Genomic DNA, 22,672 nt, shown 5'->3' with positions numbered 1-22,672 from the left:
ATGCCCACCCTGGTCGTCGCCGGACACGGCATGGTCGCCCACCGGCTCGTGGAGGCGGTGCGCGCGGAAGACCCCGACGGGAACTGGCACGTCGTCGTCCTGGCCGAGGAGCCGCGTCCGGCGTACGACCGGGTGGCGCTGACGTCCTACGTGGACACCTGGGACCCCGCGGCGCTCGCCCTCCCGGGGGCGGACTACGCGGGGGACCCGCACGTCGACCTGCGGCTCGGCGAGCTGGTGACGGCGGTGGACCGGTCGGCCAAGTCCGTCACCACGGCGTCCGGGGCCACGGTGCCCTACGACGCGCTCGTGCTGGCCACCGGCTCACGGCCGTTCGTGCCGCCGGTGCCCGGGCACGACCTGCCCGGCTGCTTCGTCTACCGGACCATCGAGGACCTCGACGCGATCCGCGCGGCCGCGGTCGACAAGCCCGGACGCGGGCGGCGCTCGGCCGTCGTCATCGGCGGTGGCCTGCTCGGCCTGGAGGCCGCGAAGGCGTTGCGGGACATGGGACTCTCCCCGCACGTCGTCGAGATGGCGCCGCGGCTGATGCCGCTGCAGGTCGACGAGGGCGGCGGCTCGCTGCTGCGCCGGCTCATCACCGGCCTCGACGTCACCGTCCACACGGGAACTTCGACCGACGCCATCGAGGCCGACGGCTCCCGGCTGGTCGCCAAGCTGGGCAACGGCACCGAGCTGGACGTCGACCTCGTCGTGTTCTCGGCCGGTGTCCGGCCGCGGGACGACCTCGCCCGGCAGTCCGGTCTCGACGTCGGCCCGCGCGGCGGGGTGCTGACCGACGCGTCGTGCCGCACCAGCGATCCGTCGGTGTACGCGATCGGTGAGTGCGCGGCCGTCGACGGTCGCGTCTACGGCATCGTCGCCCCCGGGTACGCGATGGCGGAGATCGTCGCCGCCCAGCTCACCGGCGGTTCCGGGGAGTTCCCGGAGCCGGACACGTCCACGAAGCTGAAGCTGATGGGCGTCGACGTCGCTTCCTTCGGCGACGCGCACGCGACCACCGAGGGCGCCCTGGAGGTCGCCGTCAACGACGCGGTCGCCGGGACGTACAAGAAGCTCGTGGTCACCGACGACGGCAAGACGCTGCTCGGCGGCGTGCTCGTCGGCGACGCGACCGAGTACAACACCCTGCGCGCGCTGGTCGGCCGTCCGCTGCCCGCCGAACCAGGCGCGATCCTCGCCCCGGCCGGCGGTGGCGCCGCGGTCGGTGTCGACGCGCTGCCCGACGCGGCGCAGATCTGTTCGTGCAACGCGGTGTCCAAGGGCGCGATCACCCGCGCGGTCCACGAGGACGGCTGCGACACCGTGGGCAAGCTCAAGGCGTGCACCCGCGCCGGCACCGCGTGCGGTTCGTGCGTCCCGCTGCTCGGCAAGCTGCTGACGGCGTGCGGTGTCGAGCAGTCGAAGGCCGTGTGCGAGCACTTCCCGCAGTCGCGCGCGGAGCTGTTCGAGATCGTCCAGGCCACGCGCATCACGACGTTCAGCGAGCTGATCGGCCGCTACGGCTCGGGCAGCGGCTGCGCGATCTGCAAGCCCGCGGTGGCGTCCATCCTGGCCACCCTCGGCAACGGGCACGTGCTCGGCGGCGAGCAGATGACGCTGCAGGACACCAACGACCGGTACCTGGCGAACCTGCAGCGCAACGGCACGTACTCGGTGGTCCCGCGGATCCCCGGCGGCGAGATCACGCCGGAGAAGCTGATCGTGATCGGCCAGGTCGCCCAGGAGTTCGGGCTGTACACCAAGATCACCGGCGGCCAGCGGATCGACCTGTTCGGGGCGACCGTGGACCAGCTGCCGCTGATCTGGCGCAAGCTCGTGGACGCCGGGTTCGAGTCCGGGCACGCCTACGGCAAGGCGCTGCGCACGGTGAAGTCGTGCGTCGGGTCGACGTGGTGCCGCTACGGCGTGCAGGACAGCGTCGGCCTGGCGATCGAACTGGAGCTGCGCTACCGCGGCCTGCGGTCGCCGCACAAGCTCAAGTCGGCGGTTTCGGGGTGCGCGCGGGAGTGCGCGGAGGCGCGGAGCAAGGACTTCGGGATCATCGCGACCGAGAACGGCTGGAACCTCTACGTCGGCGGCAACGGCGGCACGACGCCGCGGCACGCCGAGCTGCTCGTGTCCGATGTGGACACCGAGACGCTGATCCGGACCATCGACCGGTTCCTGATGTTCTACGTGCGCACCGCCGACCGGCTGCAGCGGACGGCGCCGTGGATCGAAGAGCTCGAAGGCGGCCTCGACCACCTGCGCGCGGTGATCGTCGACGACTCGCTCGGCATCTGCGAGGACCTCGACGCGGCGATGGCCAAGCACGTCGACAACTACGCCGACGAGTGGAAGGGCGTGCTCGAGGACCCGGAGAAGCTGGCCCGGTTCACGTCCTTCGTCAACGCGCCGGGCGCGCCCGACCCGGCGATCTCGTTCCGGTCGGAGCGGGAGCAGAAAGTGCCCGTGATGCTGGGAGTCCCGGAGGTGCGCCGATGACGACGTCGATCGAACGAACCTGGACGGCGGTCTGCCCGGCCGCTTCGGTCCCGGAGTACGCGGGGGTCGCCGCGCTGTTCGACGGCGGCGTGCAGGTGGCCGTCTTCCACCTGCCCGGCGACCGGTGGTACGCCCTGTCCAACTGGGACCCCTGCAGCGGCGCGGCGGTGCTCTCGCGCGGCATCGTCGGGGACGCGGGCGGCGTGCCCGTGGTCGCGTCGCCGGTCTACAAGGAGCGGTTCGCGCTCGACAGCGGACGGTGCCTGGACGCCGAGGACGTGTCGGTCCCGGTGTACGAAGTGCGCGTGCGAGAGGGCGTGGTCGAAGTGGAGAGCCCGTGATCCTGCCGCTGACCGGGTTCGTGGTCGGCATCACCGCGGCGCGCCGGGCGGACGAGCTCGGCGCGCTGCTGGTGCGCAAGGGCGCGAGCGTCCGCTACGGCCCGGCGATCCGGATCGTGCCGCTGACGGACGACACCGAGCTGCACGCGGCGACGTCGGCGCTGCTGGAGTCGCACGTGGACGCGGTGGTGGCGACGACGGGCATCGGCTTCCGCGGCTGGCTCGAGGCGGCCGAGGGCTGGGGGCTGGGGGACGCCCTGCTGTCGCGCCTTTCGGCGTCTTCGCTGCTGGCGCGCGGCCCGAAGGTGACCGGCGCCATCCGCGCGGCGGGGCTTTCGGAGTCGTACTCGCCGGCGTCGGAGAGCAACGCGGAGTTGCTGCAGCACCTGCTTTCTTCGGACGTCTCGGGCATGCGGATCGCGGTGCAGCTGCACGGCGAGCCGCTGCCGTACTTCGTGGACGCACTGCGCGCGGCCGGGGCGGAGGTCATCGAGGTCTCGGTGTACCGCTGGGTCGGCCCGGTGGACCCGGGCCCGGTGGACCGGCTGCTCGACGGGGTGCTGGAGGGGTCTATCCACGCGCTGCCGTTCACGAGCGCGCCGGCGGTGGCTTCGCTGGTGGCGCTGGCCCGCCGGACCGGGCGGCTGCCGGGGTTGATCTCGGCGCTGTCGGGTCCGGTCGTCGCGGCCTGCGTCGGGCCGATCACGGCCGGCCCGCTGGCGGCGCTCGGCGTGCCGACGGTGCAGCCGCACCGGGCCCGGATCGGGGCGCTGGCGCGGTGCGTGTCGGAGACGCTGCTGGCGCGGTCGCCGCGGTTCTCGGCGGGCGGGCTGTCGATCGAGCTGCGCGGCCAGTCGGCGGTGGTGGACGGCGAGTGGCGCGAGGTGGCCCCGGCGCCGATGGCTCTGTTGCGGGCGTTGGCGGCTACGCCCGGCAGGGTGGTCTCACGGCGCGAGCTGATCTCGGCGTTGCCCGGGGGCGGGGAGGAACACGCGGTGGAGACGGCGATCGGGCGGCTGCGGACTTCGCTGGGCGGCGGGAAGGTCGTGCAGACGGTGGTGAAACGCGGTTACCGGCTGGCCGTGGACGCCTGAGCCCCACTCGTCCTCCCGCTCACGACTCGGTCCAGGTGACCGTGTGCTTCTCGAACCCCCGCGCCGCGGCCACCCGGGCCGCTTCGGCCTCGGCCTCCTCGCGAACCGCCGGGCGCAGCGGGTCGAACGCCGTCACCGTGAACGCCAGCTTCGCCCCGCTGCCCTTGGTCCGCCAGGTGCCCGCGATGTCGCCGTCCGCCAGCAGTACGCCCGGGTTGCCCAGCATCTTCCAGACTTCCTTGCGCCGCGCCGGGTCCGGGACGAGCAGCGCCTTGTCGCGGGCCTGGATGAACGGGTCCAGCGGGGGCAGCAGCCGCACGACGTCCGGCTCGGGCGGGTTCTCCAGCGCCGCCAAAGACGACGATGGCAGGTAGCGGGTCTTGCCCTCGACCTTCACCTCGGCCAAGTCCGACGGCCACGTCTTGTCCACGACCGCCCGAGCCGTCCCCACGAACTCCGCCGCTTCCCCCGGCGACGCCGGCCCGTTGAGGCGCAAGTACGACTCGACCACCGAGGTCGCCGCGGCGACGTCCGGGGTCTTGCGCATCCGGCCGCGGCCTTCGAGGGGCGCCAGCGTCGCCGGGGTCGCGCCGGCCACCAGGCGGAGGCCCGCGTGCGGTGCCGCGATGCGCATCAGCTGCTCCTGGATGTGAGTGGCGTTGCACCCTCGGCACCAGCGGGAAAACTCCGGTGGCAGCTTCTTCGTCACAGCCGTCGAAACCGCGCCCTTGGTCATTTCCTTCGTGACGACCGCGCGAAGGGCGGCCGCCGCCGTGAAGACCACGTCGGCCGCCGCCAGGCCGGTGGCCGCCAGCTCCTTGCGCTGCCACAGCATCCGGGCCAGCGCGTCCGCGTCGTCGAGGGGCACCAGCGCGCGCGTCACCTCGGCGAGGTCCAGGTGGTAGTGCGGCGCGCCGCGGAGCGTCCAGGCCAGGACGAGCCGGTCGTCGTCCACGAGGGATACCCGGCCGTCGACGCGGGCCACGGCGGCCAGCAGCGCGGTGTCGCGCATGCTGTCCTGCAGCCCCGCCCGGACGACCGCGAGCTCGGCGACGTCCCGCGCGGTGCGGTGCAGCCCGTGCTCGGCGATGCGGTAGGCGAGTACCTGACGACGGTCCACGTGCGGCTCCTAGAGCGTGTACTCGAAGGTGTACCCCATCTTCTCCTCACCCATCGCGCCGCCGACGGTGCCGCTGCCGGTGAGTCCGGCCAGCTCGCCGGTGCCCGAGCCCGGCACGACGCCGAACGTCGACGCGATGCCCTGGGCGTCGAACGTGAACTCGTGCTTCACGATGAACGTCCCCGCGCGGCCGTCGACCTTGCCTTCGAAGCGCTCGAAGCTCGGCGACGTCGTCGTGCCGCTTTCGTAGCCTTCGCCCGCGTAGTACAGCAGGAGGTCGCAGACCGATTCACCCTCGATGACGCCGTCGTAGGCCATCGCGGCGTGCGCGTACGCCACCCGGGGACCTCCATCGGTCCCGCTGACGATGTTCTCTTCCCAGTTCTTCATGGTGAATGCGTTCATGGGGACCACTCTCCCCGGCATACCTGTCAGCTTGTGTCAGGTATTTCTGCGAGTATGGGACGCATGCGCGCCAGCCGCCTCCTGTCCGTCCTCCTCCTGCTGCAGAACCGCGGCCGGATGACGGCCGAAGAGCTGGCCGAGGAGCTCGAGGTCTCGGTGCGGACGGTCTACCGGGACATCGACGCGCTGTCGGCGTCCGGCGTCCCGGTGTACGCCGACCGCGGCCGGACCGGCGGCTATCGCCTGGTCGACGGCTACCGCACCCGGCTCACCGGGATGACCGAGGAAGAGGCCCAGTCGCTGTCGCTGGCCGGGCTGCCCGTGGCGGCGGCCGAGCTGGGCCTCGGCACCGTCCTGGCCGCCGCCCAGCTCAAGCTGTACGCGGCGCTGCCTCGGGAGCTCCGAGACCGTGCCGGGCGCGTCGCCGAGCGCTTCTACCTGGACGTTCCCGGCTGGCACCGGGGCATCGAAAGCCTGCCGACGCTGTCCGCGATCGCCGACGCCGTGTGGTCGTCGCACCGGATCCGGATCCGCTACGAGCGGTGGGGCCAGCGGGTCGTCGAACGCGACCTCGAGCCGCTCGGCCTGATCCTCAAGGCGGGCAACTGGTACCTCGCCGGCCGCTGCGAGGGCACCGACCGCACCTACCGGATCTCGCGGGTACTGGAGCTGACCGACCTCGGCGAAGAGTTCGAACGGCCCGCCGGATTCGACCTCGCGGCGTACTGGCAGGAGTGGTCCGAGCAGTTCGAACGCCGGATGTTCCCGCGCGTCGCCGAGGTGCGGTTGTCGCCGCGCGCGCAGGCTCTCGTACCGTTCTACGCGGGCTCGGTCGGCGCCCGCGCGCTGCGGGAATGCCGGAACGAGCCCGACGCGGACGGCTGGCTCACCGTGGAGCTGCCGGTGGAGCCGGGCGAACCGGCCATCGGCGAGCTGCTGCGGTTCGGGCCGCACCTGGAGGTCGTCGCACCGGCGGACCTGCGTGCGGAGCTGGCGGAAGCGATCGAGGAGATGGGCGCGTTCTATGGGTGAGCTGAGCGGGGTCGCGATCGGCGTCACGGCCGAGCGCCGGGCCGGGGAGTTCATCGCGGCCCTCGAACGCCACGGCGCCGACGTCCGCCACGCGCCGACGATCACGATCGTGCCGCTCGACACCGACCCCGAACTGCACTCGGCCACCCTGAAGCTGGTGATGTCGCCGGTCGACATCACGGTCGTGACGACGGGCGCGGGCTTCCGCGGCTGGCTCGACGCGGCCGAGGGCTGGGGACTCCGGCAGCAGCTGATCGACCACCTGCGGGGGTCGCGGATCTACGCGCGCGGGCCCAAGGCGGTGGGCGCCGTCCGGGGTGCCGGCCTGCGCGAGACGTTCTCGGCCGAGTCGGAGTCCAACGCCGAGCTGTTCGAGGCCGTCGCGTCGGCGGGCGTGCTCGGGCAGCGGACGGCGGTCCAGCTGCACGGGACCCCGCTGCCGGACCTCACGGCGCCCCTGGTGGAGGCGGGAGCCCGGCTGGTCGAGGTACAGCCGTACCGCTGGACCTCGCCGCCGGACGTCACGCCGGTGTACGACCTGATCGACGCGGCCGTGGCCGGCGAGCTCGGCGCGCTGGCGTTCACGAGCGCCCCCGCGGCGGCGAACCTCCTGACGCTGGCCCGCACCTCCGGACGCTACGAGCACCTCCTCACCGCCCTGCGCGGCCCGCTGGTGTGCGCGTGCGTCGGGCCGGTGACGGCGGCGCCGCTGGAGGCCGCGGGGGTCGAGACGCTGCAGCCGGAGCGGCAGCGCCTCGGCGCCCTGGTGAAGCTCCTGGTCACGACGCTCAGTGGCACCGGCGGGGAGCCGGAAAGCCGGTCGTAGGGCCGAGGTCGTCGTCGCGGCCGGCGGCGAGCCGCGGCCATTGCGCGATGGGCCGGCCACCCGGCCAGTCCGGCAGCGGCGGCCACGCAACCCGGTGGTTGCGCGTTCAGTCCTCGTCGGCCGGTGTCTCGCCCGCTTCCGCCGCGCGAACCGCCTCCCGGCTCGCCGCCTCCTCGCTCATCCCCGCCCGCCAGTAGCCGGTGAAGCAGATCCGCCGCTTGTCGACTTCCCGCTCCCGCACCAGGTGCCGCCGCACCAGCTTGACGACGCCCGCTTCGCCCGACACCCACGCGTACGGCACTCCGCCGGGGAAAGCCGCCGTACGCACCGCATCGAGCAACGCCTCTCCCCGGGGACGGGACCCGCGAAGCAGCCAGTGGACTTCGACCGCTCCACGCGTCTCGAACGTCTGACGCTCTTCGCGTCCCGAGATCTCGATGTAGGCCGAAGCGCGGGTGCCGGCCGGGAGGTGCTCGATGATCGCGCCGATCGCGGGCAACGCCGTTTCGTCGCCGGCCAGCAGCTGCCAGTCGGTGCCGTCGGGCACGTCGTACAGACCGTGCGGGCCGAGGAACGCCACCCGGTCGCCCGGCGCCACACGCGACGCCCAGGCCGACGCCGGGCCGGTGTCGCCGTGCAGCGCGAAGTCGACGTCGATCTCCGCCGACGCCGGGCGGTGCGCCCGCACCGTGTACGTGCGCATGGGCGGGCGGACGCCGTCGGGCATCGCGAGGTACGTGCGGTACCACGACAGGACGTCGGAGCCGGTGTCCGGCAGCTCGGGCGCCTCCTGGCCGGGCTTCGGGAAGAAGACCTTGACGTACCGGTCGGGTGCCCCGGCCGCGACCTCGCGGAAGCTCGCCGCTTCGAACGTCACGCGCACCATGCGCGGCGTCACCGGCCGGACCGCGGTCACCCGGGCCCGGTGGTACGTCAGGGCGGGCCGCTCCACCTGCGTCGTCATTAGGCGAGGCTAACCTAAGGATTGAAGGTCAGAACAGCCCTTCCTCACCGGGATCTTCGTCACCGTCCGGCTTCCAGCGGTACTTCCGCAGGTCGACGCGCTGGCCGTCGGCCAGCACGCCCTCCGCGCGCAGTCGCTCGAGCTGGTCGTGCACCAGGTGCGGTGCCGGTGTCCCGTTCGCGCGCAGGATCCGGTGCCACGGCAGGTCGTGCCCGTCCTCGGCCAGGATCGCGCCGACCATCCGCGGCGAGGGCGCGCCGGCGAGCGCCGCGATGTCGCCGTACGTCGCGACCGTGCCGGCCGGCACCGACTCGATGATTTCCCGCACGCGCTCGTGCAGAACGTCGTCCATGTCACCACTCTGCCGGATGGGTACGACACTTTGCGTCGCCGCCCGCCGCACGAGCGGTGGTCTTCACCGAACACACGCCCGCTAAGCCGTGCCGGTGCCGCACCCCTTACTCCGGACGTGGTTCCATCGCTGGGTGAACGCGAGGCGAACGGCGCAGGCGGACGCGCGGCTGGTGCGCCCGCCGATCGCCGACGCACCCACGTTCACCTGGGACGAAGGCGCCCGGCGGGTGCTCTCCGCACCCGGGGGTTTCCGCCGCGTGCTCGGCGGTCCCGGCACCGGCAAGACGGCGCTGCTGGCGTCGGCCGCCACCCGCCGCATCGCCGAGGGCGCCGACCCGGAGAGCGTGCTGGTGCTCACGACGTCCCGCAAGGCCGCCGACGCGCTGCGCGCCGACATCACGCGCCGCCTCACCTTCGACCCCGACCAGGCCCGGCCGCTGCCGCGGACCGTCCGCGAGCCGCTGGTGCGCACCGTCCACTCGTACGCCTACTCGCTGCTGCGGCTCGAAGCGATGGCCGAGGAGCTCCCGCCGCCCCGGCTGCTGGCCGGTGCCGAACAGGACGTCGTCGTCCGCGAGCTGCTGGCCGGTGACCTCGACGAAGAGGCCGAGTACTGGCCCGAGCAGCTGCGACCGGCGCTGATGGTCCCCGGGTTCGCCGAGGAGCTGCGCGACCTGCTGATGCGGGCCGCCGAGCGCGGGCTCGGCCCGGCGGACCTCGTCGAGCTGGGCCGCCGGCGCGGCCGCGAGGAGTGGATCGCCGCCGGGCAGTTCTGGGCCCAGTACGAAGAAGTCACGCAGCTGCAGGGCGCGGGCGGCAACGCGCTGGGCGTGGCGAGCGCGCCCGCCCTGGACGCCGCCGAGCTGGTCACCTCCGCGCTGCTCGCCCTGGAGGACGACGACGAGCTGCGCGACCGCGAGCGCACCCGCGTGCGGCACCTCTTCGTCGACGACGCCCACCACCTCGACCCGCTGCAGACCAGCCTGGTCCGGATGATCGGGCACAGCGCGGCCGAGTTCGTCGTCGCCGGCGACCCCGACCAGAACGTGTTCTCCTTCCGCGGCGCCGACGCGAGCCTGTTCGCCGACGCCGACCCGGACGGCAGCCGGACCGTCACGCTCACGACGTCGCACCGGCTCGCCCCGGCCGTCCGGCTGGCGGTGGCGAAGATCGGCGCGACGCTGCCCGGTGCTTCGGCGCACCGCAAGATCGTCCCGCCGCCGGGTGCTTCCGGCGGGAACGTGCGGGTCCGCGTGATGCCGACGCCCGCCGCCGAAGCCAGCTGGATCGCCGACCAGCTCCGCCGCGCGCACCTCGTCGACGGCGTGCCGTGGTCGGAGATCGCGGTGCTCGTCCGGTCGCCGGCCCGGACCTTCCTGGTGCTGCAACGCGCTCTGCGGGCAGCGGGCGTCCCGATCGGGTCGGCGACCGAGGAGCTGCCGCTGGCCAAGCAGCCCGCGGTCCGGCCGCTGCTGGCCGTGCTGAAGCTCGCGCCCCAGCCCGGCCTGCTCGACATCGACCTCGCCGAGATGCTGCTGTCGTCGTCGCTCGGCGGGGCGGACCCGCTGGCCCTGCGGCGGTTGCGCCGCGGTCTGCGCCGGCTCGAACTGGCCGGCGGCGGGCAGCGCTCGAGCGACGAACTGCTCGTGGAAGCGTTGCGCGGCGGGGACATCCTCGCCGGGCTCGCCGACGCCGAGGCCGAACCGGTGCGGCGCGTCGGCGGGCTGCTGCGCGTCACGCACCAGGCGGTGGCCCGCGGGGACGGCGTCGAGCAGGTGCTGTGGCAGCTGTGGCGGGAAAGCGGGCTTCAGGACAAGCTGCTGAAGCAGGTCGGACGCGGTGGATCGCTGGGCGCGCAGGCCGACCGCGACCTCGACGCCGTCGTCGCGCTGTTCGACGCCGCCGGCCGGTACGTCGACCGGCTGCCCCGCGCGAGCGTCGCGTCCTTCGCGGACTATCTGGGTGCGCAACAGATCGCCGGGGACACTCTCGCGCCGGCCGCGGTCCCGTCCGACGGTGTTTCGCTGCTCACCGCACACTCCGCCGCCGGTCGCGAGTGGACGGTCGTCGCCGTCGCCGGCGTCCAGGAGGGGGCCTGGCCGGACCTGCGGCTGCGCGGATCCGTGCTGGGCGTGGAACGGCTGAAGGACCTGATGTCCGGTGTGGACGACGACGCCGTCTCCCAGACCGCGCCGATCCTCGCCGAGGAACGGCGCCTGTTCTACCTCGCGATGAGCCGGGCGAAGCAGACGCTGCTGGTCACCGCGGTGTCCGGGGAGGACGAACAGCCGTCGCGCTTCCTCGACGACCTCGAGGAAAACGGCGCCGACGACGGTGGCCTCGACTCGCGGATGAAGCCGCCCGGCCGGTCGCTCGTGCTGGCCGAGCTGGTGGGGGAGCTGCGGGAGGTCGTCTGCGACGACAAGGCCGAGCCGGCCCGCCGGCGTCGTGCGGCCAAGCAGCTCGCGCGGCTGGCCGAGGCGAAGGTGCCGGGCGCGCACCCTTCGACGTGGTACGGCCTGCTTCCGGCGTCCACCGACGAGCCGGTGCACCGGCCCGGTGACCTGATCCGGATCTCACCGTCCACGGTGGAAATCCTGACGAAGTGCCCGCTGCGCTGGATGATCGAGCGCCACGGGGGAAGTGACCCGGCGCAGCTGGCCGCCGTCACCGGGACCTTGGTGCACGGGCTGGCGGAGTCCGTCGCGTCCGGCAAGACGGACGCGGAGCTGCAGGCCGCGTTGGACGAGGCCTGGGTGCGCGTCGACGCGGGCGCGCCGTGGTTCTCCCGGCGCGAGCGGCGGCGCGTCGAGCAGATGCTGCAGAACTTCGTGACCTGGCTGGAGCGCAGCCGGGCCGAGCTCAAGGCGGCGGGCGTCGAGCAGGACATCGAGGTCGAGCTGCCGGCCGGGGGCGAGGACGAGGTCCGGGTGCTGCTGCGCGGCCGCGTCGACCGGGTCGAGCTGGATTCCGAGGGACGCCCGGTGATCGTCGACATCAAGACCGGCAAGGTCCCGGTGTCCGGCGCGGACGCGGAGGCGCACCCGCAGCTGGCGGCGTACCAGCTGGCGGTGCTGCTGGGCGCGATCGAGGGCAGCAACGAGCCCGGCGGCGCGCGGCTGGTGTACGTGGCGAAGGCGAACAACAAGACGGGGGCGACCGAGCGGTCCCAGCCCCCGCTCGACGAGGTGGGCGGCAAGCAGTGGCTGGAGCTGGTCCGCGACGCGGCGGCCTCGGCGGCCGGGCCGGACTACCAGGCGCAGGAGAACCCGGACTGCGACCGGTGCCCGGCCCGAGGGTGCTGCCCGCTGCGGCCCGAGGGTCGGCAGGTGCCGGGCCCGTGAACCAGCCAAAAGCTGTCGTGAGTGGTAATTCGGGTTCTAACCCCAATTACCACTCACGACCGGTGGAGGTGCGTGCGTGAGCCCGCTCGTCATCACCAACCCCGTCGAGCCCGCCGAGCTCGCCGACGCGCTCGGCCTGCACCGGCCGACCCCCGAACAGGCCACCGTCATCGCCGCGCCGGTCGAACCCTCGCTCGTCGTCGCCGGGGCCGGGGCCGGCAAGACCGAGACCATGGCCGCGCGCGTCGTCTGGCTTGTCGCCAACGGCATCGTCAGCCCCGATCGCGTCCTGGGCCTCACCTTCACCCGCAAGGCCGCGCGCCAGCTCGGTGAACGCGTGCGCGCGCGGCTGCGGCGGCTCGCCGGGTCCGGCCTCCTCGACCGGCTCGACCCTTCCGGCGGCCTCCGGTCCACTGTGGTCGCCGGCGAGCCGACCGTCCTCACCTACCACGCCTACGCCGGGCGCCTGCTGTCCGAACACGGCCTGCGCCTGCCGGTGCAGCCCGGCGTCCGGCTGCTCTCCGAAACGTCGTCGTGGCAGATCGCGCACCGCGTCGTGTCCACTTGGGACAACGAGCTCGACACCGACCGCGTCCCGCCGACCGTGACCGCGGACCTCCTCGCGTTGGCCGGCGAGCTCGGTGAGCACCTCATCTCCACCGAGCAGCTCGCCGAATACACGACGTGGATGTGCCGCGTCATCGAGAACGCGCCGCGCGCCAAGGGACAGCGGGCCGCGCTGCCGCAGAAGCTCACCGAAATCATGGCCGCGCAGCACTTCCGGCTCGCGCTGCTGCCGCTGGTCGAGGAGTACCACCGGCGCAAGCGCAACGAAGGCGCGCTCGACTTCGCCGACCAGATGTCGCTCGCCGCCCAGCTGGCGAGCGGGTACCCGTCGGTCGTCCGCGGTGAACGCGAGCGTTTCGGCGCGGTCCTGCTCGACGAGTACCAGGACACCGGGCACGCCCAGCGCGTCCTGCTGCGGGCGCTGTTCGGCGGCGTCGAGAACCAGCCGATGCCGGTCACCGCGGTCGGCGACCCCGCCCAGGCGATCTACGGCTGGCGCGGTGCCAGCGCGGCCAACCTGCCCCGCTTCACCACGGACTTCCCCCGCCATGACGGCGAACGGCTCGTCCCGGCGCACGATTTCGGCCTGTTGACGAGCTTCCGCAACCCGCCGGAGATTCTCGACCTCGCCAACGCGATCGCCGAACCGCTGCGAGCGCGCGGCCTCGGCGTCGAGCGGCTGCGGGCGCGCGAAGGCGCCGGGCCCGCGGACATCGCGTGCGCGCTGCTGCCGGACATCCGCGCCGAACGCGACTGGGTGGCCGACGCCCTCGCCCGGCGCTGGCACGCCGTCCAGGAGCAGACCGGGAAGCCGCCGACCGCTGCCGTCCTCGTGCGGCGCCGCGCCGACATGGCGCCGATCGCCGCCGAACTGCGGGCACGCGGGCTGCCGGTCGAGGTCGTCGGGCTCGGCGGGCTGCTCGACGAGCCCGAGGTCGCGGACCTCGTTTCGACGCTCAAGGTGCTCGCCGACCCGCTGTCGGGCAGCGCGGCGGCCCGGCTGCTGACCGGCGCGCGCTGGCGGCTCGCGGCCGCCGACGTCGCCGCGCTGTGGCGGCGCGCGGGGGAGCTGTCGAGCCCGGAGAAACCGGAGGGGCCGGAGCTGGTCGTCGAGCGCGTCGAGCAGGCCGGTCTGATCGACGCCATCGACGAGCCCGGCTCGCCGGAGCGGTATTCCGAAGAGGGGTACAAGCGCATCCGCCGGATCGGCTGGGAGCTCTCCGCGTTGCGGCGGCGGCTCGACCAGTCGCTGCCGGAGCTGGTCGCCGACGTCGAACGCACGATGCTCCTGGACGTGGAGTCGCTGGCGCGCCCGGGATCCGCCGGGCGCGCGCACCTGGACGCGTTCGCCGAAGTCGTCACCGACTACGCCGAGACGGCCCCGACGGCGACCCTGCTGTCCTTTGTGGACTACCTGAACACCGCCGCGCACGCCGAGGACGGGCTCACCCCCGGCGAGGTCGAGGTCGTGCCGGACCGCGTCCAGGTGCTCACCGTGCACTCGGCGAAGGGGCTCGAGTGGGAGGTCGTCGCCGTCCCGCACCTGGTGCAGGACGTCTTCCCGGGCCGGCGGCGGTCGTCGTCGTGGCTGCGGACCGCGACGTCGCTGCCCGCGGCGTTGCGCGGTGACTCGGAGGACCTGCCGGAGCTGCGGATCGCCGAGGGCTACGACCGCAAGGAAGTCCAAGAAGGACTGGAACTGCACGAAGCCGGGTTCGTCGAGCGGGAGCAGTCGGAGGAACGGCGGCTCTGCTACGTCGCGCTGACGCGGTCCGAGCACGCGCTGATCGTGTCCGGGCACTGGTGGAACGAGAGCAGCAGCCGGTTCAAGGGGCCGTCGGAGTTCCTGACGGAGATCGGCGACGTCCTGCGCGAGACCGGCGTCGGGCAGCTCGCCGAGTGGGCGCCGGAGCCGTCCGCGGACGACGAGAACCCGCTGGTTTCGGACTCGCGGACGTCGCGCTGGCCCGTCGATCCGCTGGCCGACCGCCGCACCGGCGTGCAGACCGGGGTCGAGCTGGTGTCCGAGGCACTGTCCGCCGGGGACGACGAAGCGTCCGAAGAGGACGATCCGGACGGCTGGCTGACCGACACCGACGTCCTGCTCGAAGAGTGGGCGCGCAAGGACGACCAGGTCAGGCGGGTCCCGCTGCCGTCACGGCTTTCGGTGAGCCAGCTGGTCGCGCTCGCCGAGGACAGCGGCCGGCTGGCGGCGGACCTGAGCCGTCCGCTGCCGATGGAGCCCAACAGCTTCGCCCGCCGCGGCACGGAGTTCCACGGCTGGCTGGAACGGCGGTTCGCGGGCGACCAGCTCATCGAGATCGACGACCTCCCGGGCGCGGCCGACTTCGGCGAAGCGCCCGACGCGGATTTCGAAGAACTCCAGGCGGAGTTCGAGAAGAGCGAGTGGGCCTCGCGCGTCCCGGAGGCGGTGGAGGTCTCGTTCTCGGCGGACGTCGAGGGCATCACCCTGCGCGGCCGGATGGACGCCGTCTTCCGGCACCCCGACGGGTACTGGGAGATCGTGGACTGGAAGACGGGCGCGGTCCCGCCGGAATCCCGGCAGCCGGCGCTGGCGGTCCAGCTGGCGGCGTACCGGATGGCGTGGGCGGCGCTGAAGAACGTCCCGGTGGAGCAGGTCCGCGCGGCATTCCACTACGTCCGGGCGAACCGCACAATCCGCCCAGCCGACCTCCTGGACCCGGAAGGCCTCCGCCGCCTCCTCCGCGACATCCCCGAGGCGTGATCAGAAGGTCGACACGCGTGATTGGGGAGTCGACACGCGTGATTGGAGCGACGACACGGCAGGTTTCCGCGCCAGCGCCGTGTCGACCCTTCAAACACGCGTGTCGACCGCCTGATCACGCGGGTTATGCGCGGTCGCGGACCTTCAGGGCCCACGTGATCAGGGGCCACTGCAGGGGGAGGCGGGCCCAGGCGATCGCGCGGCGCGGGAGCGGAGCGGACGACGCGTCCACCGCCATCTTCACGTTCCCGGGAAGACCCCCAGGAACAGCAGCGCCGCCGCCAGGCCGCCGAGACGACGCGTGCGCGGGGCCGCCACCGCGGCCCCGATCGCCAGCTCCGCGACGCCCGATCCGTACGTCCACACCCGCCGGGACCCCGGGAGCGAAGCCGGGATCAGCCCGTCGAACGGCTTCGGCACGGCGAAGTGCAGGACGCCCATCGTGCCCAGCACGCCGGCCAGGAGGTGCGCGGGCCGTTGTGAAGTTGCCATGAGCCGATCGTTCCACGCGGCGGCCCGGCACCCGGTTCGGCTATCCTCCGGGCGTGAGTGACGCTCGACACCTGCCGCTGGGAGCCGGTGCATGAAGGCCCTGAAGCGGTTGCCGCTGGGCAGTCTCACCGATCGGCCGGACCACGAGCTCGTCGGCGTCCTGCGGATGCCCGAGCTGACGGTCAGTCCCCTCCGCTCCATCCTGAAGCGGGTCATCGGCGCGACGCTGGCGCTGCTGCTGACGGTGGTCATCGTCTACGTCGACCGCGACGGCTACCGCGACGCCAACGGCGACGGCCTGTCCCTGCTCGACAGCCTGTACTACGCCACCGTTTCGCTCTCGACCACCGGCTACGGCGACATCGCGCCGGTCACCTCGTCCGCCCGGCTGGTGAACGTCCTGGTGATCACCCCGCTGCGGGTGCTCTTCCTCATCGTCCTGGTCGGGACCACCCTGGAGGTGCTCACCGAGCGCTCCCGGCAGGCGTTCAAGATCCAGAAGTGGAGGACGAAGGTGCGCGACCACACGGTCGTCGTCGGGTTCGGCACCAAGGGCCGGTCCGCCGTCAACGCGTTGCTCGGCGACGAGAACATCGCCCCGGGGCAGATCGTCGTCGTCGACACCGACCAGCAGGCCCTCGACGCGGCGAGCGCGCTCGGCCTCGTGGCCGTGCACGGCTCGGCCACCCGCTCCGACGTCCTGCGCGTCGCCGCGGTGCAGCACGCGCGCGCGGTCGTCGTCGCCCCGAACCGCGACGACACGGCGGTGCTCGTCACCCTCACCGCCCGCGAGCTGGCGCCCAAGGCGCACATCGTCGCGTCGGTGCGGGAGGCGGAGAACGTCCACCTGCTCAAGCAATCCGGCGCCGACCAGGTCGTCGTCTCCAGCGAGACGGCCGGGCGGCTGCTCGGCATGGCGACGTCGACCCCGCTGGTCGTCGACATCATGGAGGACCTCCTCACGCCCGAATCGGGCTTGGCGATCGCCGAGCGGCCGGTCGAGCCGTCGGAGGAGGGCGGGTCGCCGCGGCACCTGTCCGACCTCGTCCTCGGCCTGGTCCGCGACGGCGTCCTGTACCGCGTGGACGCCCCCCAAGCCGACGCCATCGAGCCCGGCGACAAGCTGCTCTACGTCAAGAAGGTGACGCAGGCGGAGAAGATCGAGCGGTAGGTCCGCTTCGCCGGTGACCGGGACCGGGCCGCCTGGGTTTTGCCCGGCGGATCTGGAACCATGGCGAAGTGCCCCCGCGATCACTCGATCTCAAGTGGCCCACGGTGGCGATCCCCGCCGCGGCGGGCGTGCTCGTCGTGCTGCTCGCCTGGCTCGCCGGGCCGGGGCTGCTGGGCATCAGCAACGACGACCTGGGCGCGCCGGTGCAGGCCGAGGTCACGAAGCCGGCGCCGTGCGACCGCCCGGACGCGGTCGAGACGGTGAAGTTCACCGTCGCGGGCAAGACCCACGTGGGCACGCTGAACGGCTGCGGGCACGGCCAGGGCGAGCGCGTCGACGTCGGCGTCCCGGAGGTGCTGCCCGACCAGGGCACGGTCACCGTCCGCGCCGCGGACACGTCGGCGGGCGCCTCGGACGCGCGGCGCCCCGTCGGCATGGCCCTGCTGGTGTTCGCGTGCTTCTCGGGCGGGATGTTCGTCTACCTCTGGCTGAGCATCCCGCCGCGGCCGAAGCCGGCCGCGAAGGTCAGCTGACCTCGGAGGACGGCGCCGCGAAGGTGTTGCAGTCGGCGATCCGGTTGCTCGTCGCACCCGCCCGCCACCAGGACGCGTAGTGCGCGTTCGTCCCGTGGTCGTGGCTGCGGGACGTGTTGTCGCCGCGGGTCTCCTGGTCGTTCCAGGCCTTGTTGTACATGTCCCGGCTGATCGTGCCGCCCTGGTCGACGTGCGCGCCGAGGAACATGCCCGAGAAGCACTGGGCCTGCAGCTCCTTGCGCCGCGACATCTCGAGCCCGGCCGGGCTGTTCTGGCCGGCCTCGTAGATCTTCTGCCAGGCCGCGTCCATCAGCCCGGCGACCTCCTGCACGTGGTGGCCGTACTCGTGGGCGAACAGGGCCAGGTAGACGCCGGGGTTGTTGCCGTACTGGTCGGTCTGCAGCCCGCGGAACGGGACGTACAGGTTGTTTTCGCAGTAGTACGCGGCGGTCGCGATGCCGACCTGGATCGTGCCGCACTCGGTCTCGAAGCTCGCGCCGGTCGGGAAGTGCAGCGCCGGCGGCGTGAACGGCAGGTGGTAGGCCTCGAGGAACGGGCCCCATGCCGCGTCCAGGCACTTGCTGGCCGCGGTGAAGAACGCTTCCGCGCCGGCCTGGGTGCTCTGCCAGGTCGGCAGCGTGCAGACGCGGTTCTGCAGGCCGGCGTTCGGGTCCTGCAGGATCGGGTGGTCGGCGAGCTTGAGGATCTTCTGCGGGCCGGTCGCGCTGGGCGCGGACGTCTCGGACGGCGGGCTCGACACCGAGGCGGGGGCGCCCGCGCCGCCCGGCTGCAGCTGCGAAGGGACGTCCTGGGACGACGGGGTGTCGCGGAAGTTCGCGTTGGCCAGCGGGGTCTCGCCGCGGTTGAGGGCGACGATCGCGACCAGTCCGAGCACCAGCACGGCCACTGCGCCGAGGCATACGCCGATCACCGCCGCCGGAGACCGGCGGCGCGGCGCGGACACGGTGTGCGGGCGGCCCAGCCAGGGAAGATCCGGTTGCGCATCCGGCACCGGCGGCGGCTGTACGGTCCCGCGAGGCGGTACCCGGCCGTGGGGCGGTTGCGTCACTAGGCAGTCCCGAAAGGTCTCGGTACGGACCGGGGGTACCCGATCCCGCCATTCAGCATATCGGGGGAACGGGGCCTCTCGCACCCGTCCGTGCGCACGCGGTCACCACGCACGGACGTCACCCCAGGTCTGGCCGGGTGCGACCGGCTCTGAAAGAGTGTCGCCAAGCAGGTACTGCAGGCGAGGGGCTTCGATGACAGACACCGGTGGCGCGCCCGGCGGCGAGGGCGACGACACGCCGACACCCAGCCAGGGCATCCCTCGGGTTCCCGCTCCCGGATCGGGTGAGCCGAAGTCGGCCGAAGACCACTCCGCGTCACCGGCGACGCCGCCGCGCGGGTGGCAGCCGCCCGACGCCCAGGCGACGCCGGGACCGGCGACCCCACCGGGCTGGCAGCGCCCGGCCGGCTGGCAGCCGGACGCGTTGCCGCCGTACACCGGGCAGCAGCACCAGCAGCGGCCCTGGAGCCCGCACGGGCTCGGCAAGCCCGGCGTGATCGCGCTGCGGCCGCTCAACATCGGCGACATCCTCGACGGCGCGATCACCGCGATCCGCCGGCACCCGCTGCTGATCCTCGGCATCGGCGCGGTGATGGCGGTGGTGACGGCCGGGATCACGTTCCTCGTGCAGAAGTACGTGCTCGCCGACTTCGAGAACCTCGCGTCGACGGCGACCCTCGGCCCGGGCTCGACCGACGAGGAGGTGCGCAACGCCGTGTTCGGCACCTTCGGCGACCTCTTCCTGGTGCTGATCCCGACGCTGCTGATCTCGACCTTGCTGCTGGCGGTCACCACCGGCCTGATGGCCACGGTGATGGGCCGGGCCGCGCTGGGCCGCGAGATCACCTTCGGCATCGCGTGGCGCGAGCTGCAGCCGCGGCTGCTGCCGCTGCTCGGCGTGGCGTTCGTCTACGGGCTCGTCACGACGATCGGCCTGATGCTCTGCATCGTCCCGGGCGTGCTGGCCTGGGTGTTCTGGGCGCTGGCCGTGCCGGCCCTCGTGCTGGAGCGCGGGACGTTCCGGCAGGCGTTCGCCCGGTCGGTCAAGCTGGTCAGCGGCGCGTTCTGGCGGGTGCTGGGCATCCTGCTGCTGGCGCGGATCATCCAGTCGCTCTTCGAGAACATCGTCCAGCTGCCGTTCGCCGTCGGCACCGGCGTCTTCGACCAGGTGCTGAACCCGGGCAAGGTGACGCTGCCCAGCACCGGCGACCTGCTGCTGCAGTCGGCCGGGCAGATCGTCTCCGGCACCATCGCGATCCCGTTCGTCACGCTGGTCACCGTGATCGTCTACCTCGACCAGCGGATGCGCCGCGAGGGCATGGACATCGAACTGGCTCGCGCGGCCGGGGTGCAGCCGCCGCAGGCATGGTGACGCTGGTCCTCGTCGACGTCCCGGTCGACACCGACCGGGACGCCGCGCGCCGCGCGGCCGCCGAAGAGCTGTCCGACCCGAAGTACCGGGACGCCCGGCCGAACTTCCTGCAGCAGATCGGGCAGTGGCTCGGCGAGCAGCTCGAAAAGCTGCTGAACGGCGTGTCCTCGGTGGTCCCGGGCGGGATCTGGGGTGTCCTGCTGGTCCTCGTGCTGCTGATCGTGCTGGTCGTGGTGATCCGGCTGCGCACCGGCAAGGTCGCGCGCACGTCGCGGGCCGACCGGACCGTCTTCGGCGGGAAGCGCCAGAGCGCCGACGACTACCGCCGCTCGGCCGCCGAAGCCGCCGCGGCCGGGCGGTACGGCGACGCCGTGCGCGACCGCTTCCGGGCCGTCGTGCGAGCCCTCGAGGAACGCGCGCTGCTCGACGTCCGCTCGGGCCGGACCGCGGACGAGGCCGCCGCCGAGGCCGGGGTGCTGCTGCCGAACGTCGCCGCGGAGCTGCGGCAGGGCGCGCGGCTCTTCGACGACGTCCACTACGGCGGCCGCGAAGGCACCGAAGCGGCTTACCGCACGCTGACCGAGCTGGACGAACGCTGCCGCCGTGAACGGCCGGTCGCCCTGGCGGGCTCGTGAGCACCTCGGTTTCGCCGGACGTGCGCCGGATCTGGCGCGGCGCCCGCATCCCGCTGGCCCTCGTCGCCCTGATCTTCGCCGCCGGCGCCCTGCTGCTGCTCGGCCGCGGCGAGCAGGCCCACGGCGCGCTCGAACCCGGCTCGTACGAACCCGGTGGCGCGCACGCGCTCGCGCAGCTCCTGCAGGACCAGGGCGTCGACGTGCGGACGGCGCACACCGCCGACGAAGCCGACGACGCGGTCACCGAAGACGCGACGCTGCTGGTCACCCAGCCGGACCTGGTCCCGGCGAAGCGGCTCGACGCGCTGCGGCAGCACGCCGCCGACGTCGTCCTCGTGACACCGGGAGCGCCCACGCTGCACGACTCGCTGCCGCTGGTGCGCCCGGTCGGCCAGAGCGACCTCGGCACCCTGAGCCCGCAGTGCACGGTCGCCGCGGCGGTCGCGGCCGGCGACGTCACGCTCGGCGGCATCGGCTACTCCTCGCCCGGCGCGCGGTCGTGCTACCCCGGCGAAGACGGCGGTGGCACGCTGCTGCAGCTCGCCGACGCGGGCGGCACGACGACGCTGCTCGGGTCTTCGGCGCCGCTGACCAACTCGCGGCTCGCCGACGAGGGCAACGCGGCGCTGGGGCTGCACCTGCTCGGGCAGCACCCGAAGCTCGTCTGGTACCTGCCGTCCACCACGGACCCGGCGCTGGACGACACCCGCAAGTCGATCTTCGACCTGATCCCGGACGGCTGGTACTACGGTGCCGCGCAGGCGTTCGTCGCCGTGGCGCTGCTGGCGCTGTGGCGGGCGCGCCGGCTCGGCCCGGTGGTCACCGAGCCGCTGCCGATCGTGGTGCGCGCGGCCGAAACGGCCGAAGGACGCGCCCGGCTGTACCGGCGGGCGAAGGCCGCGGGACACGCGGGCGAGACGCTGCGGGAGGCGGCGCGGAGCCGGCTGCGGACCACGCTGGGCCTGCCGCGCGACGCCGACGCGGCGGCGCTGGTGACCGCGGTGAGCACGCGCACCGGCCGGCCGGCCGACGACGTCGGCGCGGTGCTCTACGGCCCGCCGGTGCCGGACGACCCCGCGCTGGTCCGGCTGGCCGGCGAACTGGACAGGGTGGAACGAGAGGTGGGGCGAACTTGACCAGCGAGAACGCGACTGGGGCCCGGGACGCGCTGATCGCGTTGCGCGCCGAGGTCGGCAAGGCCGTCGTCGGCAACGACGCCGCGGTGACCGGGCTGATCCTGGCGCTGCTCTGCCGCGGGCACGTGCTGCTCGAAGGCGTTCCGGGCGTGGCGAAGACGCTGCTCGTGCGGGCCCTGGCCGCGGCGCTGGACCTGGAGACCACGCGCGTGCAGTTCACGCCGGACCTGATGCCCGGCGACGTCACCGGCTCGATCGTCTACGACGCGCACAGCGGCGAGTTCTCCTTCCGCGAGGGTCCGGTGTTCACGAACCTGCTGCTCGCCGACGAGATCAACCGGACGCCGCCGAAGACGCAGTCGTCGCTGCTGGAGGCGATGGAGGAGCGGCAGGTCTCGCTCGACGGCAAGTCGCGGCCGCTGCCCGACCCGTTCATCGTGATCGCCACGCAGAACCCGGTGGAGTACGAGGGCACCTACCCGCTGCCGGAGGCGCAGCTGGACCGGTTCCTGTTGAAGCTGACCATGCCGACGCCCTCGCGCGAGGACGAGATCGGCATCCTCTGGCGGCACGCGCAGGGCTTCGACCCGCGCAACCTCGCGGCGGCGGGGCTCAAGGCGGTCGCGGGCGCCCCGGAACTGGCGGCCGCGCGGGAAGCCGTGGCCCGCGTGACGATCGGGCCCGAGGTGATCGGGTACGTCGTCGACCTGTGCCGGGCGACGCGGCAGCTGCCGTCGGTGCGGATCGGCGTTTCGCCGCGTGGCGCCACGGCGTTGCTCGCGGTGACCCGGGCCTGGGCGTGGCTGGCCGGGCGCGACTACGCGACTCCCGACGACGTCAAGGCGCTGGCGCGGCCCGCGCTGCGGCACCGCCTGGACGTGCGGCCGGAGGCCGAGCTGGAGGGCGTCACCGCGGACGGCGTGCTCGACCGCGTGCTCGCGTCCGTGCCCGTGCCGCGCTGAC

At 73.2% G+C, this 22,672-nt stretch carries 18 protein-coding genes and 1 pseudogene; 13 read left to right on the top strand and 6 right to left on the bottom strand.

What is annotated here, in order from left to right; translation table 11 throughout:
* Genes nirB through QRX60_RS05680 form a run of 3 tightly spaced genes read left to right on the top strand, consistent with a single transcriptional unit; the run spans position 1 to position 3,943 of the window.
* Entirely contained in the window at positions 1-2,508 is a 2,508-nt protein-coding gene (nirB, locus tag QRX60_RS05690; RefSeq protein ID WP_285999744.1) for a nitrite reductase large subunit NirB, read from the top strand.
* Positions 2,505-2,849: a nitrite reductase small subunit NirD gene (gene nirD / locus QRX60_RS05685; protein WP_285999743.1), complete on the top strand. Its 345-nt coding sequence runs from the start codon at positions 2,505-2,507 to the stop codon at positions 2,847-2,849. Before nirB ends, nirD begins: the two co-directional genes overlap by 4 nt.
* Positions 2,846-3,943: a uroporphyrinogen-III synthase gene (locus QRX60_RS05680; protein ID WP_285999742.1), complete on the top strand. Its 1,098-nt coding sequence runs from the start codon at positions 2,846-2,848 to the stop codon at positions 3,941-3,943. The genes nirD and QRX60_RS05680 overlap by 4 nt, the downstream gene beginning before the upstream one ends.
* A gap of 19 nt (positions 3,944-3,962) precedes the next feature.
* On the opposite strand, the gene QRX60_RS05675 is transcribed toward QRX60_RS05680, so the two are convergent.
* The gene (locus QRX60_RS05675) at positions 3,963-5,063 is read right to left on the bottom strand and encodes a DNA glycosylase AlkZ-like family protein (protein ID WP_285999741.1); all 1,101 of its coding nucleotides are present in this window, start codon (positions 5,061-5,063) and stop codon (positions 3,963-3,965) included.
* A gap of 9 nt (positions 5,064-5,072) precedes the next feature.
* Complete coding sequence (locus QRX60_RS05670; protein WP_285999740.1) at positions 5,073-5,468, bottom strand: DUF3224 domain-containing protein; 396 nt, start codon at positions 5,466-5,468, stop codon at positions 5,073-5,075.
* Positions 5,469-5,531: 63 nt separating this feature from the next.
* On the opposite strand from QRX60_RS05670, the gene QRX60_RS05665 reads away from it, so the two are divergent.
* Together QRX60_RS05665 and QRX60_RS05660 are read left to right on the top strand one after the other, a co-directional pair.
* Positions 5,532-6,500 carry a helix-turn-helix transcriptional regulator gene (locus QRX60_RS05665; protein WP_285999739.1) on the top strand — a complete coding sequence of 323 codons (969 nt, stop codon included), beginning with the start codon at positions 5,532-5,534 and terminating at the stop codon, positions 6,498-6,500.
* Positions 6,493-7,326 (top strand): uroporphyrinogen-III synthase, encoded by an 834-nt coding sequence (locus tag QRX60_RS05660; protein ID WP_285999738.1) that lies wholly within the window; start codon positions 6,493-6,495, stop codon positions 7,324-7,326. The genes QRX60_RS05665 and QRX60_RS05660 overlap by 8 nt, the downstream gene beginning before the upstream one ends.
* Positions 7,327-7,432: 106 nt before the next feature.
* Here QRX60_RS05660 and QRX60_RS05655 read toward each other — a convergent pair whose 3' ends face one another.
* Complete coding sequence (locus QRX60_RS05655; RefSeq protein WP_285999737.1) at positions 7,433-8,290, bottom strand: siderophore-interacting protein; 858 nt, start codon at positions 8,288-8,290, stop codon at positions 7,433-7,435.
* Positions 8,291-8,318: 28 nt separating this feature from the next.
* Positions 8,319-8,642, bottom strand: coding sequence for an MGMT family protein (locus QRX60_RS05650; RefSeq protein ID WP_257923117.1), 324 nt, complete (start codon positions 8,640-8,642; stop codon positions 8,319-8,321).
* A 172-nt stretch (positions 8,643-8,814) separates the two neighbouring features.
* Between QRX60_RS05650 and QRX60_RS05645 the strand changes: the two genes are divergently transcribed.
* Positions 8,815-11,988, top strand: a complete 3,174-nt coding sequence (locus tag QRX60_RS05645; RefSeq protein ID WP_286003510.1) for an ATP-dependent helicase — start codon at positions 8,815-8,817, stop codon at positions 11,986-11,988.
* A 76-nt stretch (positions 11,989-12,064) separates the two neighbouring features.
* Positions 12,065-15,301, top strand: a complete 3,237-nt coding sequence (locus tag QRX60_RS05640) for an ATP-dependent helicase (RefSeq protein ID WP_285999736.1) — start codon at positions 12,065-12,067, stop codon at positions 15,299-15,301.
* 124 nt (positions 15,302-15,425) lie between these two features.
* Here QRX60_RS05640 and QRX60_RS05635 read toward each other — a convergent pair.
* Positions 15,426-15,793, bottom strand: a pseudogene (locus tag QRX60_RS05635) (DoxX family protein).
* A 91-nt stretch (positions 15,794-15,884) separates the two neighbouring features.
* Here QRX60_RS05635 and QRX60_RS05630 point away from each other — a divergent pair.
* Together QRX60_RS05630 and QRX60_RS05625 are read left to right on the top strand one after the other, a co-directional pair.
* Positions 15,885-16,964 carry a potassium channel family protein gene (locus QRX60_RS05630; protein ID WP_285999735.1) on the top strand — a complete coding sequence of 360 codons (1,080 nt, stop codon included), beginning with the start codon at positions 15,885-15,887 and terminating at the stop codon, positions 16,962-16,964.
* Between the two features lie 104 nt (positions 16,965-17,068).
* Entirely contained in the window at positions 17,069-17,497 is a 429-nt protein-coding gene (locus tag QRX60_RS05625) for a P-loop NTPase family protein (RefSeq protein ID WP_286003509.1), read from the top strand.
* Here QRX60_RS05625 and QRX60_RS05620 read toward each other — a convergent pair.
* Positions 17,490-18,509 (bottom strand): neutral zinc metallopeptidase, encoded by a 1,020-nt coding sequence (locus QRX60_RS05620; protein WP_285999734.1) that lies wholly within the window; start codon positions 18,507-18,509, stop codon positions 17,490-17,492. The genes QRX60_RS05625 and QRX60_RS05620 overlap by 8 nt on opposite strands.
* Before the next feature lie 250 nt (positions 18,510-18,759).
* Between QRX60_RS05620 and QRX60_RS05615 the strand changes: the two genes are divergently transcribed.
* From QRX60_RS05615 to QRX60_RS05600, 4 genes are read left to right on the top strand one after another with little or no spacing between them, the layout of a single operon-like run.
* Entirely contained in the window at positions 18,760-19,938 is a 1,179-nt protein-coding gene (locus tag QRX60_RS05615; RefSeq protein ID WP_285999733.1) for a hypothetical protein, read from the top strand.
* Positions 19,932-20,573, top strand: a complete 642-nt coding sequence (locus QRX60_RS05610; protein WP_285999732.1) for a DUF4129 domain-containing protein — start codon at positions 19,932-19,934, stop codon at positions 20,571-20,573. The genes QRX60_RS05615 and QRX60_RS05610 overlap by 7 nt, the downstream gene beginning before the upstream one ends.
* On the top strand, positions 20,570-21,709 hold the full coding sequence (locus QRX60_RS05605) for a DUF4350 domain-containing protein (RefSeq protein ID WP_285999731.1): 1,140 nt from the start codon (positions 20,570-20,572) through the stop codon (positions 21,707-21,709). The genes QRX60_RS05610 and QRX60_RS05605 overlap by 4 nt, the downstream gene beginning before the upstream one ends.
* A complete protein-coding gene (locus QRX60_RS05600) occupies positions 21,706-22,671 on the top strand; it encodes an AAA family ATPase (protein WP_285999730.1) in 966 nt (321 codons plus the stop codon). Before QRX60_RS05605 ends, QRX60_RS05600 begins: the two co-directional genes overlap by 4 nt.
* Position 22,672 lies beyond the last annotated feature (1 nt).

The sequence above is a fragment of the Amycolatopsis mongoliensis genome (assembly GCF_030285665.1).
Lineage (GTDB): Bacteria > Actinomycetota > Actinomycetes > Mycobacteriales > Pseudonocardiaceae > Amycolatopsis > Amycolatopsis mongoliensis.
This window is presented reverse-complemented; position numbering and strand designations above follow the sequence as displayed.